This window comes from Streptomyces sp. NPDC003379 (genome assembly GCF_053589195.1).
Window position 1 is genome coordinate 17,068 of record NZ_JBSFRK010000039.1, and the last position, 15,461, is coordinate 32,528.

Annotated in this window: 13 protein-coding genes and 1 pseudogene; 6 read left to right on the forward strand and 8 right to left on the reverse strand. The window is 71.0% G+C overall.

All coding sequences use genetic code 11. The annotated features are described in order from the left end of the window. Positions 1-191: 191 nt before the first annotated feature. Positions 192-1,628 carry a hypothetical protein gene (locus tag ACWDVB_RS30575; protein WP_451516561.1) on the forward strand — a complete coding sequence of 479 codons (1,437 nt, stop codon included), beginning with the start codon at positions 192-194 and terminating at the stop codon, positions 1,626-1,628. 41 nt (positions 1,629-1,669) lie between these two features. Here ACWDVB_RS30575 and ACWDVB_RS30580 read toward each other — a convergent pair whose 3' ends face one another. Then, a complete protein-coding gene (locus tag ACWDVB_RS30580) occupies positions 1,670-4,912 on the reverse strand; it encodes an ATP-binding protein (RefSeq protein WP_451516562.1) in 3,243 nt (1,080 codons plus the stop codon). Positions 4,913-5,216: 304 nt separating this feature from the next. On the opposite strand from ACWDVB_RS30580, the pseudogene ACWDVB_RS30585 reads away from it, so the two are divergent. Then, a pseudogene (locus ACWDVB_RS30585) lies at positions 5,217-5,657 on the forward strand (ABC transporter ATP-binding protein); the annotation flags it as partial. Positions 5,658-5,816: 159 nt separating this feature from the next. On the opposite strand, the gene ACWDVB_RS30590 reads toward ACWDVB_RS30585, so the two are convergent. Next, complete coding sequence (locus ACWDVB_RS30590) at positions 5,817-6,467, reverse strand: DUF6629 family protein (protein WP_451516563.1); 651 nt, start codon at positions 6,465-6,467, stop codon at positions 5,817-5,819. Positions 6,468-6,720: 253 nt separating this feature from the next. On the opposite strand from ACWDVB_RS30590, the gene ACWDVB_RS30595 reads away from it, so the two are divergent. Then, positions 6,721-7,620: an NAD-dependent protein deacetylase gene (locus tag ACWDVB_RS30595; RefSeq protein WP_451516564.1), complete on the forward strand. Its 900-nt coding sequence runs from the start codon at positions 6,721-6,723 to the stop codon at positions 7,618-7,620. Here the strand turns inward: ACWDVB_RS30595 and gdhA are convergent. Continuing rightward, complete coding sequence (gene gdhA, locus ACWDVB_RS30600) at positions 7,613-8,980, reverse strand: NADP-specific glutamate dehydrogenase (RefSeq protein ID WP_451516565.1); 1,368 nt, start codon at positions 8,978-8,980, stop codon at positions 7,613-7,615. The two genes, ACWDVB_RS30595 and gdhA, sit on opposite strands and share 8 nt — an antisense overlap. A gap of 306 nt (positions 8,981-9,286) precedes the next feature. Continuing rightward, positions 9,287-9,421, reverse strand: a complete 135-nt coding sequence (locus ACWDVB_RS30605; RefSeq protein WP_451516566.1) for a hypothetical protein — start codon at positions 9,419-9,421, stop codon at positions 9,287-9,289. A gap of 104 nt (positions 9,422-9,525) precedes the next feature. Here ACWDVB_RS30605 and ACWDVB_RS30610 point away from each other — a divergent pair, with 104 nt between their 5' ends. Next, complete coding sequence (locus ACWDVB_RS30610) at positions 9,526-9,819, forward strand: hypothetical protein (RefSeq protein WP_451516567.1); 294 nt, start codon at positions 9,526-9,528, stop codon at positions 9,817-9,819. A gap of 101 nt (positions 9,820-9,920) precedes the next feature. Here ACWDVB_RS30610 and ACWDVB_RS30615 read toward each other — a convergent pair whose 3' ends face one another. Beyond that, complete coding sequence (locus ACWDVB_RS30615) at positions 9,921-10,175, reverse strand: hypothetical protein (protein WP_451516568.1); 255 nt, start codon at positions 10,173-10,175, stop codon at positions 9,921-9,923. A 439-nt stretch (positions 10,176-10,614) separates the two neighbouring features. Then, positions 10,615-11,565, reverse strand: coding sequence for a 4-hydroxy-tetrahydrodipicolinate synthase family protein (locus tag ACWDVB_RS30620; protein WP_451516569.1), 951 nt, complete (start codon positions 11,563-11,565; stop codon positions 10,615-10,617). A gap of 71 nt (positions 11,566-11,636) precedes the next feature. Between ACWDVB_RS30620 and ACWDVB_RS30625 the strand changes: the two genes are divergently transcribed. Continuing rightward, positions 11,637-12,629: a LysR family transcriptional regulator gene (locus ACWDVB_RS30625; protein WP_451516570.1), complete on the forward strand. Its 993-nt coding sequence runs from the start codon at positions 11,637-11,639 to the stop codon at positions 12,627-12,629. 125 nt (positions 12,630-12,754) lie between these two features. Further along, positions 12,755-13,177, forward strand: coding sequence for a DUF6003 family protein (locus ACWDVB_RS30630; protein ID WP_451516571.1), 423 nt, complete (start codon positions 12,755-12,757; stop codon positions 13,175-13,177). A gap of 31 nt (positions 13,178-13,208) precedes the next feature. Here the strand turns inward: ACWDVB_RS30630 and ACWDVB_RS30635 are convergent, their stop codons facing one another. Then, the gene (locus tag ACWDVB_RS30635; RefSeq protein ID WP_451516572.1) at positions 13,209-14,063 is read right to left on the reverse strand and encodes an ABC transporter permease; all 855 of its coding nucleotides are present in this window, start codon (positions 14,061-14,063) and stop codon (positions 13,209-13,211) included. After that, entirely contained in the window at positions 14,060-15,127 is a 1,068-nt protein-coding gene (locus ACWDVB_RS30640; protein ID WP_451516573.1) for an ATP-binding cassette domain-containing protein, read from the reverse strand. Before ACWDVB_RS30640 ends, ACWDVB_RS30635 begins: the two co-directional genes overlap by 4 nt. Between the last annotated feature and the right edge of the window lie 334 nt (positions 15,128-15,461).

Genomic DNA, 15,461 nt, shown 5'->3' on the forward strand with positions numbered 1-15,461 from the left:
TCCTCGTGGGCGCCTGTCCCCGCGCGCGGACGCACCGGAGACGACCTGATCGAGGCACGAGCCCGACCGGACGGGCCCTCACCACGGGGCGGGCGCGTGATCGCGTCCGGCGGCCGCGCGTTCCGATCACGCGCCCTACGGGTACGACGACCCCTCGCACCGGGCGAGGGGCCAGGCTGAAGGAGCCGGACATGGCACCCACCGCACCCGATTTCGGTCCTGACATCGACCCCTACGCGCCCTACGAACCGCAGCGCGACTGCGACCCCGACGCCAAGCCCGGCCTGCTCGGCTTCCGCGACCTGGTGCTCGCCGCCTATCCCGGTACGACCAACATGGGCATCAGCAGGGCCTGCGGCAGCGGAGGCCAGAGCGAGCACAAGGAGGGCCGGGCCTGGGACTGGGGCGTGAACGTGCAGGGTCAGGGGCAGCTGGCCGACGACCTGATCAACTGGCTGCACGCCACCGACCGGCACGGCAACCCGCACGCCCTCGCCCGCCGCTTCGGCATCATGTACATGATCTGGAACCGGCGCATCTGGATGGCCAATCGCCCGGACGCCGGCTGGCAGCCGTATCGGGGCGCCAACCCGCACACCAACCACATCCACTTCAGCTTCTCGTGGGCCGGCGCCCGCAAGCAGACCAGCTGGTGGAAAGGCCCGGTGGTGCCGGATCGGCGGCAGCGGTTGGCGGTGGGGATGTCCGCGGACGGCCGCGTGGAGGTGTTCCATGCGGCGGTTGACCAGATCTACCACACGTATCAGCATCAGCCGGGTGGTACGTGGTCGGGTTGGCGGGCCTTCGGTGGACCGGCGTCGGCGACGATCGCGTTGTCGGCCGCGCCCGATGGGCGGTTGGAGTTGTTCGCCATGAACGCGGACACGTTCGTCCATCGGTACCAGGCGAAGGTGTCCGGAGAGTGGGCTGACTGGTATGCGTTCGGTGGTGGTGGGGATCATCTGGCAGTGGGGCGCAACCATGACGGCCGGTTGGAGGTCTTCGCCTCCAACGCCGGCGGGGTGCACCATCGTTGGCACGACACGCCAAGCGGGACGTGGCATGACTGGCGGCCGTTGGGCGGTCCTGAGAGCGCGCGGCTGGCTGTCGGGTCCGCGTCGGACGGACGCATCGAGGTGTTCGCTCTGACCGATGACATCTTCCGTCATACGTGTCAGACCGATCTGTCGGGGACCTGGCGGCAGTGGGTCGACTTCGGCCTGGGTGGTGAGCACCTGGCGGTGGCGAAGAACCGTGACGGACGGCTGGAGGCATTCGCCACCAACTCGACCGGTGTGCACCACCGTTGGCAGAACCTGCCGGCCGGTGACTGGCATGACTGGCGACCGTTGGGTGGTCCGGCGGGTGCGCGTCTTGCCGTGGTGGAGTCGCATGACGAGCGCATTGAGGCGTTCGCCATGAACGACGACCTCCTCCAGCACAACTACCAGGTCGACGCTTCCGGTGCCTGGCGCACCTGGCAGGACTTCGGCGGCGGGGGCTACTTCATCCAGGCCCTGCGCAACCGCGACGGCCGACTGGAGATCTTCGCGAACAACCCCGGCGGCGTCCACCACCGCTGGCAGCACCAGCCCGGCAGCACCTGGCACGACTGGCAACCGCTGTGACCCGGCCGCGCGCACCTGGCGAGTCACAGTAGTCAAGCTGGTCACAGCTTCCATCGGAGATCCTGCTCGGGGGTGTAGCGGCACATCGTGCCGGTGGAGAGAGTGCGGCGCAGGTGGGCCGCCAGCTCGGGATGCAGCTGGTCCAATTTGCGCAACGTGTCGCGCATGCGGGCGGTGACGTTCTTGCGGGCGCGTTCGCGCGAGTCGCCCAGGCGGCGCGGTCGGCCTCCGAGGCCCGCGTAGCGGCGCAGCTCCTCCAGCAGTTCGGCGCGCTCCTGGTCGTAGGCGGCCGCGCGTCGGTCGTCCCCCTGCTCGGTCGCCCGGTCGATCTCCGCCTCCAGCCGCTCCAGATGACGGCGGTACCGGCTGCGGGCCTCGGCGTCCAGCACCTCGTCGGCCCCCACGCCCTGCACGGTGGCGACGGTGTCGTCGTCCGGGTTCAGCAGCCGGACGGCCGCGATGTCCTGGCCGGGCAGGGTCAGCAGGCAGTGCACGTCGCGCAGACCTTTCGCGTCGGGCATGTGCACGGTGCGTCCCCCGTACGCCAGCCGCCACACCTCGCCGTCGCGGCGGAACTCGTACGCGTGGGACGAGCCGTCCTGGCCGGGCCGCGCGCTCAGGTGGTGTGCGCCCACATGCTCGACGCGGGCGAGCAGATGCGGCATGCCGAGTTCGCGCGCCTGTGACGCCGCCTCGCTGAGCAGGGTGGCCACGTACCGCTCGTCGTCGGTGCCCCGCGCCGAGAGCGCGAGGGCCAGTTCGAGACGGGCCCGCAGTGACCAGGGCGGCGCGTGCAGCCGGTCGGCCGCCCGGTGTGCCTCGGTGAGATGCCGCACGGCGGAGTCCCACCGCTGCTGCGCGGCGTCGAGGATGCCCGCCCAGAGAGCCGCCGGGCCGCTGATGTCCCACCCGAAGAGGGAGACCAGCCACTGGCCGGTGTACGGGGCCAGCGCGGCGCGGGCATCGTCGCACCACGCCGGGTCGCCCGACGCGGCGGCAGCCTGGGCCTGGTAGCGCAGCCACAGCGGGGTGACGCTGCGATGGAGCACCGTGTCACCGCCGGCGCCCGCCCCCGGCCGGGGGACGGGCACGCCCTGGCGTTCGCCGGCTTCCAGGTCGGTCAGGGCCTCGACGAGGTCGACGTACGGATGCTGTTGGGTCCGCAGCACATCCAGCAACCGCCTCGCCTCGGTGAATCTGCCCCGCAGTACGAGCAGGCTCCATCGGTGGTGGGAGACGAAGTAGCGGTAGTAGTTGGCGCCTTGGGCGTTCATGGACTCCGAGGCTTCGAGCAGCTCTGTCGCCTCGGCGAACCTGCCGGTCATGGCGTGGACGATGCTGCGGTCGATCACGGTGTGCAGCCGCAGGCGGGCCGACCCGTCGGCGGCGCCCAGGGCCACCATGGCGTGGAAGTCCTCCATGAACCGCGGGTCGCCCGATTCGAGCGCGGCGACCCAGCGCATGGACATCGCCACATGCTCCGTCCACCGGTCGCCGCGGCGCCGGGACACCGCGACGAGCTCTGCCGCCAGAGCCCGCCGGTCGCCCACGGCCCGCGGTCCCGACTCCGACTGCAGTCGCGCCCACAGCCCGATGTGCAATGTGTCGTCGTCGCCCGCCACGCGGGCCCCGGCGACCACCGCGGCCGCCACCCGCCGGGCCAGGGAGGTCTGCGACAGCGTCACTTCGGTTGCCGACGCTGACGCCGATGCCGTCGGTGACGCTGTCGGCGACGAGTCGTCGGAAACGGCGCGCTGTTGGTCGTACGCCCAGCGCAAAACGCGTGGCTTCAGAAGCGCGGTGTCGCCCCGCCCGTCGGAGCCGTACAGAGTCAGCGCGGTCCGCCCCAGCAGCAGCGGATCGCCCAGCCCCCTCGCCAGGTCGGCCGCGTCGGCGAAGATCCGCCAGGAACGTTCGTGTTCACCGGACAACTGGAGTGCCGTCCCGAAGTGGAGCCCGACTAGAACCCGCCGCGCCGGGGCCGCGTCACCGAGGCGGTCCACAGCGCGTTCGTAGTGACCCGCCGCCTCCTCATGCGCCATGCGGCTCTCCGCATGCCGCGCCGCGGACAGCAGCAGGTCCACGGCCTCGTCGCGGTCCAGCTCCTCGAAGGCGAAATGGGCATGGCGGGCCAACTCCACCGGAAGCGTCGCGTCCTGGACGGTCGTCGTGCTCCGCAGCGCGCCTACGGCGGCCGCGTGCAGTCGGCGTACGAGCTGCGCGTCCAGGCCGCCGTACAGCGTCTCTCGTACGAGGTCATGCTTGAAGAGGGTCTCCCCTGAGCGCTCGTGTGCCACCAGTTGGGCGTCCGCGGCCTGCGCCAGCCACCCGCGCACCTCTTGGGGCGAGGCACCCATGACGCTCGCCAGTGTGTCGGTGCGGAATCGCCGTCCCAGTACGGACGCCGCACCCAGGCAGTCCGCCACGGCGCCGTCCAGCAGGTGCAGTCTCTGCCGGAGAGAGGCGTACTGGCCCGGTGACATCCCACTCACTTCGTGACCGCCCGCCCACAGGCGCGCTGTCTCCTGGACGAAGAAGGGGTTGCCGCCCGTCCGGCGCAGCACCTCGGCCACGAGTGCGCCGTCCGGTGCGCTCCCCGCCGTACGGCGCATCAGTTCGGCGACATCGGTGGCTTCCAGCCCCGTCAGCGTGAGCGTCGTGGCCCGGGTCACCAGCGATCGAAGCCGGTCACGCAGCGGGTGGTCCGGCCGCTCGACCTCCACGAGCCTGCATGTCGCCACGATCAGCACCCGCTCCAGCGACACGTGCTGGGCCGCGAACTCCAGGAGGGCGACCGACGCCGTGTCGGCCCAGTGCACGTCCTCCAGCACGACCAGCACCGGCCGGTGCTGCGCGGCGGTGACCAGCATGGTCGTGACCGCGTCGAACAGCTCGAACTGGCCCACCTCCTCCGCCTTGCCCCCGCCGCCCAGCAGCACCTGCCACACCACACTGGCAGCCTCCGACGCGGCCTCCCACGCCTCTGCCCGCAAGGACCTGCGCAGGCCCCGTATGACCTGCGTCCAGGGCCAGTACCCGGGGGTGCCGTCGGCGCCCCAGCACGACCCGCGCAGCACGGCCATGCCGCCGCGCCCCGCCTCGTGGACCGCGCGCCCGGTGAGCGTCGTCTTGCCGATCCCGGCCTCACCGGCGATCAGCAGCAGACCGCCTTGGCCCTCACTCGCCCGCTCCAACTGAGCGCGCACCGAGCGCAGGAAGTCGTCCCGCCCGAGCAACGCCTGCCCGGCTCCGTCCTCGGGGTCCTCGGGCGGCGGCACGGTCACGGCTGCCCCCGGCCCCGGCTCCGGCAGGCGTCTTCGGCACAGGTCATGCCCTCGCCACCCCCGCAGCGTCCGCGTCCGGCACCAGCCGTTGGTCCGCCCAGAAGCGTAGAGCTTGTTCGAAAACCGGATCAACTGCACCAAAAGAATGACAGGTCGGCCCGCCCAGAACTCCACCGGCACACCGAAGACGCAGGGTTCCCTTTCCCGCGCCGCTGGGGCCGACAAGACCGCAGATCCGCCCGGCGGGCAGCCGGAAGGAGCAGTCGCGCAGCGCCCAGCCGCGTCCGTAGCGCTTGCCCGGCACGATCCGGCCGCGATGCCCCGGTACGCGTTCCTCTCTCAGGACGAGCCGCTGTTCAAGTGGTTCACCGTGGCCGAGACGCTGCGGATGGGCGCCGAGTTCAACCCCGGCTGGGACATGGCCGCGGCGGAGCGGATCGTACGATCTTCTGCTGCTCGACGAACCGATGGCCGGTCTGGACCCGCCGGCCCGGGACGAGATGAGTTCCCTGCTGCTGTCCGAGGCCGTCGAGCGGGGCACGACGGTGGTGATGTCCTCCCACATGCTGGCCGAGCTGGAGGACATGTGCGACTACCTCCTGTACCTCCTTGTCGTCGCGGACGGCCGGCTCCGGACGGCCGGCTCCGGATGGCCGGCGACACCGACGAACTCGTCCTGCTCGCCCCGGACTGGGAGGTCTCCGAGCCGAGCCTGGAGGAAGTCCTGCTCGCCCACCTCCGCTCCGCGCTGACGGAGTGGATGCGTCGGGCGCGGTGGGCGGGGCTCACCGGCCCGGACGTGACGGCGCTGTTCGAGGCGGTCCACGCGGCGGTGTTCGAGCCCGCCGCGCAGGACTGACGGCACCTGGCCCAAGACTCGCTCGGGTGCCGATCGGGGTCTGGTTCACGTTGCCCGGCAGCCTCGCCCTGAGGGCCGTGGAACCGGGGGACGGCGCCTTCTGACCCAGAGCAGCAGGACCACCGAGCACACGGCGGCGAACGCGCACCACGTGGAGATGTACTCCTGGCGCCACAGCGCCACGGACACCACGGCCCCGGCCGCGACCAGCACGCCGAACAGGACGAGGCCGCGGTCGCCGGACAGAAGCAGGGAGCCGACGGTGGCGAGCAGGTAGCCGGCGACGATCAGCTCCGGTCGCGGCAGACCGAGGGAGTAGCCGACCGTGTGACCCCGGATATCGGCCGTCACGGTGCGGGTCGCCAGTACGTATGCGAGCGCCGCCGCCGTCGCGGCCCCCGCGGCGAGTGGGATCAGCAGGCGGCGGGCGCTCGGCGGCGCCGCGCACAGCACACCCACCGGAACCCACAGCGCGAGCAGCGGGAGCGCGATCGCCGCCCAGGCGACGGTGGCGGGCCCCGTGCCGCCGTCGTTGCGCCAGACCGCGGACTCGACGATCTGGTGGGCGCCGAGGAGGAGCGGAAGCGCGGCCAGCGGCAGGTCACGGGGCCGCCTGGCCGCGAGGATCACACTGGTGACCCCCACGGCGGCGATGCCCGTGCCCGCCACAAGATCGGCCGTCGCGCTCCAGCACATGGCAGAAACGCTACGGCCGACTCGGCGCGGGGGCGCGTCCGGCGGCCCTTCGAGGGGGTACGCCGGGTCTCCCTCTCCTCCCGGATTACGCCGGGTCCCCACGGGTGTGGTGGGCGATGGGTTGGGCTGGGGCTGTGGCGGTCACGCCTTCCAGGGCTGTGTGGGCCCGCCCCTCGGGGGTGGATGGAGCGGCAGCACGCCGCCTTGGACGTCGGTGCCCTTCCTCGTCCCCACTGTTCCGTACCCTGGCGGCATGCGTATGCGCCCTACTCTGAGCTGGACTCCTGCCGAGGATCTGCCGCCGGGTACGACCGATCCGGGGCCGGTCGTCGATGTGCTGGGCGCCGGTGGTGTGCTGGTGCTCAGCGGGGCGGGCATCTCCACGGAGTCGGGCATTCCTGACTACCGGGGCGAGGGCGGAAGCCTGAGTCGGCACACCCCGATGACCTACCAGGAGTTCACCGCCGACCATGAGGCCCGGCGTCGGTACTGGGCGCGCAGTCACCTCGGCTGGCGCACCTTCGGCCGGGCCCGGCCCAATGCCGGGCACCGGGCCGTGGCCGCGTTCGAGCGGCACGGCCTGCTCGCCGGTGTGATCACGCAGAACGTCGACGGGCTGCACCAGGCCGCGGGCAGCGGGGACGCCGTGGAACTCCACGGAAGCCTGGACCGGGTCGTCTGCCTGTCCTGCGGCACCTTCAGCGGGCGCCGTGAGCTGGCTCAGCGGCTGGAGGAGGCCAATCCGGGCTATGCGCCGGTGGCCGCCGGCATCAACCCGGACGGCGACGCCGACCTGTCCGACGAACAGGTCGGAGACTTCCACGTGCTGCCCTGCACGGTCTGCGGCGGCATCCTCAAGCCGGACGTGGTGTTCTTCGGGGAGACGGTTCCGCCCGAGCGGGTCGAGCGCTGCCGCGAATCGGTCCGTGAGGCGGCTTCACTTCTGGTCCTCGGCTCCTCGCTGACGGTGATGTCGGGGCTGCGGTTCGTCCGCCAGGCGGCCGAGGCCGCCAAACCAGTGGTGATCGTCAACCGGGATGCCACCCGGGGCGACCGTTACGCCGTCACACGGGTCGCGCTGCCGCTGGGACCCGCGCTCACCTCCGTGGCCGACCGGCTGGGCGTCTCCGTCGCGGAGCTTCGGGTCAGATGACGCCCTGGGCGGACATCGCGTCCGCCACCCGCTCGAAGCCGGCGATGTTCGCGCCCGTCACGTAGTCCCCCGGGGCGCCATAGCGCTCGGCGGTTTCGTGGCACGTGCGGTGGATGTCGTTCATGATGCGCGCCAGTTCCTCCTCGACGCGCTCCGCCGACCACGACGTACGGGCGTGGTTCTGGGCCATCTCCAACGCGCTGACCGCGACGCCGCCCGCGTTGGCCGCCTTGCCGGGCCCGAAAGAGACACCCGCCTGCTGGAACAGGCGTACGGCGTCGGGGGTCGTCGGCATGTTGGCGCCCTCCGAGACCGCCTTCACGCCGTTGCGGATCAGGACGGTGGCATCGTCGCCGTCCAGCTCGTTCTGCGTGGCCGACGGCAGCGCGATGTCGGCCGGCACCTCCCAGACCCGCCTGCCCGGCACGAAGCGGGCCGAGCCACCGCGGCGCTGGGCGTAGGTGTCCACCCGGGCGCGTTCGACCTCCTTGACCTGCTTGAGGAGGTCCAGGTCGATGCCCTTCTCGTCGACCACGTAGCCGGAGGAATCCGAACACGTCACGGCGTTGGCGCCCAGCGCGGCCAGCTTCTGGATGGTGTGGATGGCGACGTTCCCGGAGCCGGAGACGACCGCCGTCCGCCCTTCGAGGGCCTCGCCGCGCTCGCGCAGCATCGCCGCCGTGAAGAGGACGTTGCCGTATCCGGTCGCCTCCGGGCGGATCAGGGAGCCGCCCCAGTTCTGGCCCTTGCCCGTGAGGACGCCCGCCTCCCAGCGGTTGGTGATGCGCCGGTACTGGCCGAACAGGTAGCCGATCTCCCGGCCGCCGACGCCGATGTCACCCGCGGGCACGTCCGTGTGCTCGCCGATGTGCCGGTACAGCTCCGTCATGAACGACTGGCAGAAACGCATGACTTCCGTGTCGCTGCGGCCGCGCGGGTCGAAGTCGCTGCCGCCCTTGCCGCCGCCGATGCCGAGGCCCGTCAGCGCGTTCTTGAAGATCTGCTCGAAGCCCAGGAACTTGATGACGCCGAGGTTCACCGACGGGTGGAAGCGCAGGCCGCCCTTGTACGGGCCGAGCGCGCTGTTGAACTCCACCCGAAAGCCGCGGTTGACCCGCACACGACCGCGGTCGTCCTGCCACGGCACTCGGAAGACGATCTGCCGCTCCGGTTCGCACAGTCGCTCGATCAGTCCGGCTTCGGCGTACTCGGGGCGAGCCGCGATGACCGGCGCCAGCGTCTCCAGTACCTCGCGGGCGGCCTGGTGGAACTCCGGCTGGGCCGGGTTGCGGTGTTCGATCTCAGTGAGCAGCTGCGAGAGCGCCGGCAGCGCTGTCTTCGTATCGGGTCGCGTGGTCAAAGGGGCCCTTTCTGGCGCAACTGGTACGGCTGGCGCGGCTGTCACCGGCGATCCGGTAAGGGGCGCCGCTCAAGCATTACGCGCATGTAAACACAGCGACCGGCCCTCAGGTCCAGAGAGTGACCACTATGCGAGACCCGGCGGCCCGCATGGCTGTCCGGAAAGCACGGCTGCTCTCGGGACGCGCCCTGCCATGTCCCGGTAGCCGCAGCCTGACGTGCTGTTACCAACTGGCCTGTTCGGCTACCACTTCTTCTACTTCGTGGCCCTGCGCAACGCGCCCGCCGTGGACGCCGGCCTCATCGCCTATCTGTGGCCGCTGCTGATCGTCAGGTTCTCCGCCCTGCTGCCCGGCGAGCGGCTGCGCTGGTGGCACACCGCGGCGCGCTGCTCGGGCTCGGCGGCACCTTCGTCCTGGTCACCGGCGGCCAGGGTCTCCACCTTCGCGGTGAGTACCTGCTCGGGTACGTGGCGGCCCTCGTCTGCGCGCTGGTGTGGTCGACGTACTCGGTGGCCAACCGCCGCTATGCGCGGTCCCCACGGACATGGTCGCGTTCTTCTGCCTGGCCACGGCGGCGCTCGCCGCCGTCTGCCATCTGCTGTTCGAAACCACCGTCGGGCCCGACGGCCGGCAGTGGCTCGCCGTGCTCGCCCTGGGCCTCGGCCCGGTCGGCGGCGCCTTCTACGTCTGGGACCACGGCACCAAGCACGGCGACAACCAACTTCTCGGCAGGTTCTCGTACTTCTCTCGTACTTCGCCCCGCTGTCGTCCACCGCGCTGCTCGTCGCGACCGGGCGGGCCGACGCGAGCCGGCCCGTCGCCGTCGCCGGCGTGCTGATCGCCGGGGGCGCCGCGCTGGCCTCGGTGGACGCCCTGCGAGTGGCGCGCCGCCAAGGCTGAGCCGGACCCGCCGCCGCGCGGGGGCTGAGCCCGGCCGGGTCAGGCGTCCACCGGCCAGGTCCCGCGGCGGACCATTTCCACCACCTTGTCGGCGCCGTTGGCCCGCACGAGGAGTTCCAGACGCATCCGCTCGATGTCCTCGGCGCTCCACTGGTCGGTGGCCATGGTCGCCTTCTCGTGCGACCAGCCGTCCATGAGCGTGACGGCGTAGTCGATGGTCTTCTCGATCTGCTCCAGCGACTCGATGTACGGCTTGACCCCGGGCCGCTCGGGCGGGTTGACGAAGCCGAGCATGAAACCGCCGGTCGGCAGGTGAGCCCGCCCCGCATCGCCGCGAGAATGTTGCGGAAGTCGGGGTTGCGGCGCTCGCTCTCGTCCATGGCGTCCGCGAACTCGGTGCCCAGGTGCAGCAGGACGAGGTTGAACAGGCTCAGGCCGCCCTCCTCGACCCACGGCAGGTCGTGCTTGCGTACCTCGGCGAGGTGCAGATCGAACCAGTCGGTTCCCAGGGCCAGCCACGGGCCGTTCACGGGCCCGCCACCTGGTGCCGGACCGCGACGTACGCAGGGAAGGGGTGCCGAGGTGCCGCAGGGGTGGGCGCTGTGGAGCGCTGGAGAACTTGACGGAGGGGCTTGCTATGAGCACGGGCGCATGCGGAACAGTTCGTGTCATGGGAGCTTCGCCTGACCGATCCTCCGGTCCGAACGGAGAATGCGTCAGATCGTGACCTCCCTCACACCGTGAGGACAGACTTCCGCGGGAAAGGGCGCGAACTGCGACTTGATGGCTGTGTGCAGCTCTCGGCCAGGAGTGCCGCTCGGCGGACCGAATCGGCGGAGGCCGCCAGCAGCGGCATGCGAACGGCCGGGCTGGGGATGCGGTTCTGAGCGTGGAGGACTCCCTTGATCACCGTCGGGTTCGGTTCGGTGAAGAGTGCGGCGGACAGTCGGGCCAGCTCAGCTCCGAGGCTGCGGGCGGGTGCGGCGGAGCCGCGTCGCCACAGCGCGATCATTTCGGCGTAGTCGGCTGTGCGCACATTGGCCGACGCGACGATTCCGCCGTGGGCGCCCGCCGCGACGAGCGGCGAGAGGACGATGTCGTCACCGCCGAGCACGGCGAAGCCGGGCAGGGGCGAGTCGAGCAACTCTATGGTGGTCGCGTCGATCGCGCCGGTCGCGTGCTTGATGCCGACGACCCCCGGCAGGCGGCCGAGCGCGGTGATCGTGTCGGCGCCGAGAGTCTGCCCGGTGCGGTAGGGAATGTCGTACACGATCAGAGGAAGGCCGCCGTGCTCGGCCAGCGCGGTGAAATGCGCCAGGGTCCCCGCTTCTCCGGGGCGGATGTACGGCGGCGCGGGAACCAGCGCGGCGGCGACGTCACCCTTGGCCGCCAGCTCTCGCAGCGACGTGATGGCGGCGGCGGTGTCGTTGGTGCCGACCCCGACGATGAGAGGTGCCCCGTGTGCCCGGCAGGCGGCCGAGCAGACGCGTACCACCGTCTCTCTCTCGTCCGCCGTCAACGTGGCGGTTTCGGCTGTCGTACCGAGGGCGACGAGCCCGGAGGCGCCGGTCGACAGCGCCTCGTCGGCGAGTCGGGTCAGCGCGTCGGGAGCCAGGCGCAGATCGTCGGTGAACGGAGTCACCAGAGGGACGTACAGGCCGTTGAAGAGCGGTTCGGGGTTCATGCTCCAACTCTGGCCCACACCAACCCGGTAGATCCATTTCTGATTTCTGCCTTCACACCTAAGCTGAACTTATGCTCGATGTCCGTCGTCTTCATCTGCTCCGCGAACTGGACCGGCGGGGCACCATCGCCGCCGTGGCCGAAGCGCTGACCTTCACCGCGTCCGCCGTCTCCCAGCAGCTCGGGGTGCTGGAGAGGGAGGCGGGCGTGCCCTTGCTGGAACGCAGCGGAAGGCGCGTGATCCTCACGCCCGCGGGCCGCTCCCTCGTCGCGCATGCCGACGCGGTGCTGAACCGCCTCGAACAGGCGGTCGCCGAGCTGGCCGGCGCGCGGGAGGGCATCGGCGGGCCGCTGCGTATCGGGACGTTCCCCTCCGGCGGCCACACCATAGTTCCCGCCGCGCTGGCCGAACTGGCGCGCGGGAATTCCGCCTTGGAGCCGATGGTGCGGGAGATCGACTCCGCGCGCGTCTCCGACGGTCTGCGGGCCGGCGAGCTGGACGTGGCCCTCGTCCATGACTACGACTTCGTGCCCGCGACCCCGGATACGACCGTGGACGAGGTGCCCCTGCTCGAAGAGCCGATGTACCTCGTCACCCCTGCGACGAGCGAGGCCATGGGCACGGAAGCGAGCGCGACCGCGACCGCGACTGCTGCGACCGCGACCGCGGACTCCGGCCACGGTGACACGCTGGCAGCGCTGCTCGGGCCCTTCGCCGAGGTTCCGTGGATCACCGCGCGGGACGGCACGACCGGTCACGCCATGGCCGTACGCGCCTGCCAGGCCGCCGGGTTCCAGCCCAGGATCCGTCACCAGGTCAACGACTTCCGCACCGTGCTGGCTCTGGTCGCCGCCGGACAAGGGGCCGGTTTCGTGCCGGAGATGGCCGCCGTGCCGAGCCCCTCGGGCGTGGTGCTCACGAAGCTGCCGTTGTTCCGTCGCTCGAAGGTCGCGTTCCGCGCGGGCGGCGGTGCCCATCCGGCGATCGCCGCTTTTGTGGCGGCGGCGACGAGGGCGGTCGTTCGCATGGCGGGGCGAGGAGGTCGGGTCGCAAGCTTTGAGTGAACCGGCCGACCACCGGGAACCTGTTTCCCTGGGCCTCACATATCGGTGCCCGGCTGACGTCCATACACCTCCGCACACGTCCGATCACGTCCGATCACGTCCGAACGAGAAGGCGATTTTCCGCGATGGCCGATGACGCATACCTGTTCCTCCTTCCTCACCGGCACCCTCGACGGGGAGCGGCCCTCGCCGCCGTCGGCGCCCTCGAATGCACGGAAACCCCTGCCGTGCACGGCTGGTTGCAGGCTCACGAGGTCTCCGCGTCCTCGGAACAGGTCAGGATCCTGCCCGCCGAGGCGGAGACGCTCATCCCGGAGGACGCCGAGCGGCTGCCGGTGCCGTTGAGCGAGGAGGAGGCGCTGCGGGTCCAGCAGGAGTGCGCGCCTCAGGCCGTCACGGACATGGAGGGCGAACTGCTCGAATTCCGGGAGACGACCCAGGACCGGGAGGCTCTGGTGCATCGGGCCCTGACCGCGGGGATACCCGTGCAGCGCATCGCCCAGCTGACCGGCCTCGACCCGCAGGAAATCGACCGCCTGACCGGCTGACCGGCGCGCTTTCACCGACTCGTTTGGTGTGTCACTCGGGGCGGTTGAAGCGGTGAGCTGCCCACAGGAGGGCTGTTGCGCCCATGGTCAGGAGAACGGCGGCTTCGAGGGGCAGCGGGGGTTGCCAGTCGCCCCATGTGATGCCGCCGGTGGCAGCCTTGTCCGGTAGCCGTAGGGCGATGCAGCGGCGGAGCAGGTCCACTCCGTAGGCCAGTGGATTGACTCCGGCCAGTGCGTGGATCCAGCCGGGCATGCTCTGCAGCGGGAAGAAGGCGCCGGAGAGGAACAGCAGCGGCATCATCACCAGGCCGAGCAGCATGTGGAATGTCTCGGCGCTGCGCAGGCTCACGGCCAGGGCCAGAGCCAGGGCGGTGAGGGTGAAGGAGGCCAGGATCATGCAGACGAGGAGCAGCACCAGCAGGAGTGGGTCGAAGGGCAGGCCGACGGCCCCGGCCAGGCCGAGCAGTACAGCGCCCTGGGCCGTGGCGACCAGGGTGCCGCCGGTGCAGCTCCCCAGGAGCAGCGTGGAGCGGCTGACCGGGGCCATCAGGAGTTCGCGCAGGTAGCCTCTTTCCCGGTCGGTCATGAGGCGGACGCCGACGGTGATGGCCGGCATCTGCACCGTCATCATCAGCATTCCGGGGAAGAGGTAGGTCTGGTAGCCGACGCCCAGGGAGGCGTTGGGGATGAGGTCGGCGAGTCCGCCCCCCAGGATCAGCAGGTAGAGCGCGGGGTGGAGCAGCATCAGTGCCGTCTGGGTGCGCTGTCCGGCCAGGCGCAGCAGGTCGCGGTAGACCAGGGCGTGGATCGCGCGCAGCTCGCGCCGCAGGGCGGCCAGCCGTTCACTGCCGGAGATGGCTGAGGTCTCGTGGGTGGGAGCGGTCATCGGCCGCCGCCGACTTCCGCCGCCCTGTCGCACGAGCCAGGGACGGTCGGTCCCTGGCCGGGGTGGGCGACGCGGAGACTGCGTCCGGTGTGGTGGAAGAAGACGTCGTCGAGCGTGGGCGGGGTGGCGGACGCGGCGTGCACCGCGATGCCCTGGCCTTCCAGTGCCGCGCACAGGCGTGGGATGAAGGCGCTGCCGTCGGGCGCCCGCAGGCAGATGCCGTTCGCGTCCACGGTGACGACGCGGTCCGACGGCGCCATCTGGCGCACCACCTGTTGTGCCGTCCTGTCGTCGCTGGTGTGCACCGTCACCCGGTCGTCTCCGCTCGCGGTCTTGAGAGCAAAGGGTGTGCCCTGTGCCACCAGGCGGCCGCGGTCGATGATGGCGATGCGGTCGCAGTTCTCCGCCTCGTCCAGATAGTGGGTGGTGACGAAGAGCGTGCTGCCATGCTGGTCGCGCAGTGTGCGCAGATGCTGCCAGACCTGGGCGCGGGCGTGGGGGTCGAGCCCGGTGGTCGGCTCGTCGAGGAACAGCACCCGGGGGGCGTGCAGCAGTCCCCGGGCGATTTCCAGGCGGCGTCGCATGCCGCCCGACAGGGTGCGTACCGGGCAGTGCCGCCGGTCGGTCAGACCGACCATCTCCAGTACCTCGATGGCGCGTCGGCGGGCGTAGCGGCGGCGCAGCCCGTAGAGGCGTGCGTGGATGTGGAGATTCTGGTCGGCTGTCAGATCCGGGTCCATGGCGCTGTGCTGGAAGAGCATGCCGATCTGCCGCCGTACCTGGCGGGGGTGGGTGAGGACGTTCGCGCCGGCCACCGTGGCGCGTCCGGCGGTGGGGCGGGCCAGGGCGCACAGCAGGGCGATGGTGGTGGACTTCCCGGCGCCGTTGGGGCCGAGGAAGGCGAAGGTTTCGCCCTGTGGCACGTCCAGGTCCAGGTCGCGTACGGCGTGGGTGATGGTGCCCCGAGGACCCGGATAGCTCTTGCCCAGCCCGCGAGTGCGGATGGCGTACGCGGGCTCAGAGGGCGTGTGTGCGGCGTGCGGCCTGGTGATGGGGGCTGTCATGAGAACTGCTCGGGTGCGACGGCCGTCACCGGCGTGCAGCTGCCTGTGGTCGGACCCGGTCCGGTCCAGCGGTGACCCGCCACAATCGCGGTGATGGGGGCTGGGTCGGCAGCCTGGCTCGTCTGCCGGTCGGTGCCGGTGCGCCGGCTGAGCGGGGCCGTTTCCTCGGCGGTCGCAGTGGTACGGATGCGTGGGCGCAGGGCCATGGGGCTCATGTCGTCTCGTCAGCCTTACAGGTCGAGGGATACGCGAGTCATCCCGCCGGCGCGCAGCGAGTGGCCGCTCGCAGGGCGGTGGATTTCAGCGCGGTTGTGGAGGTGGCGGTACGCATGCG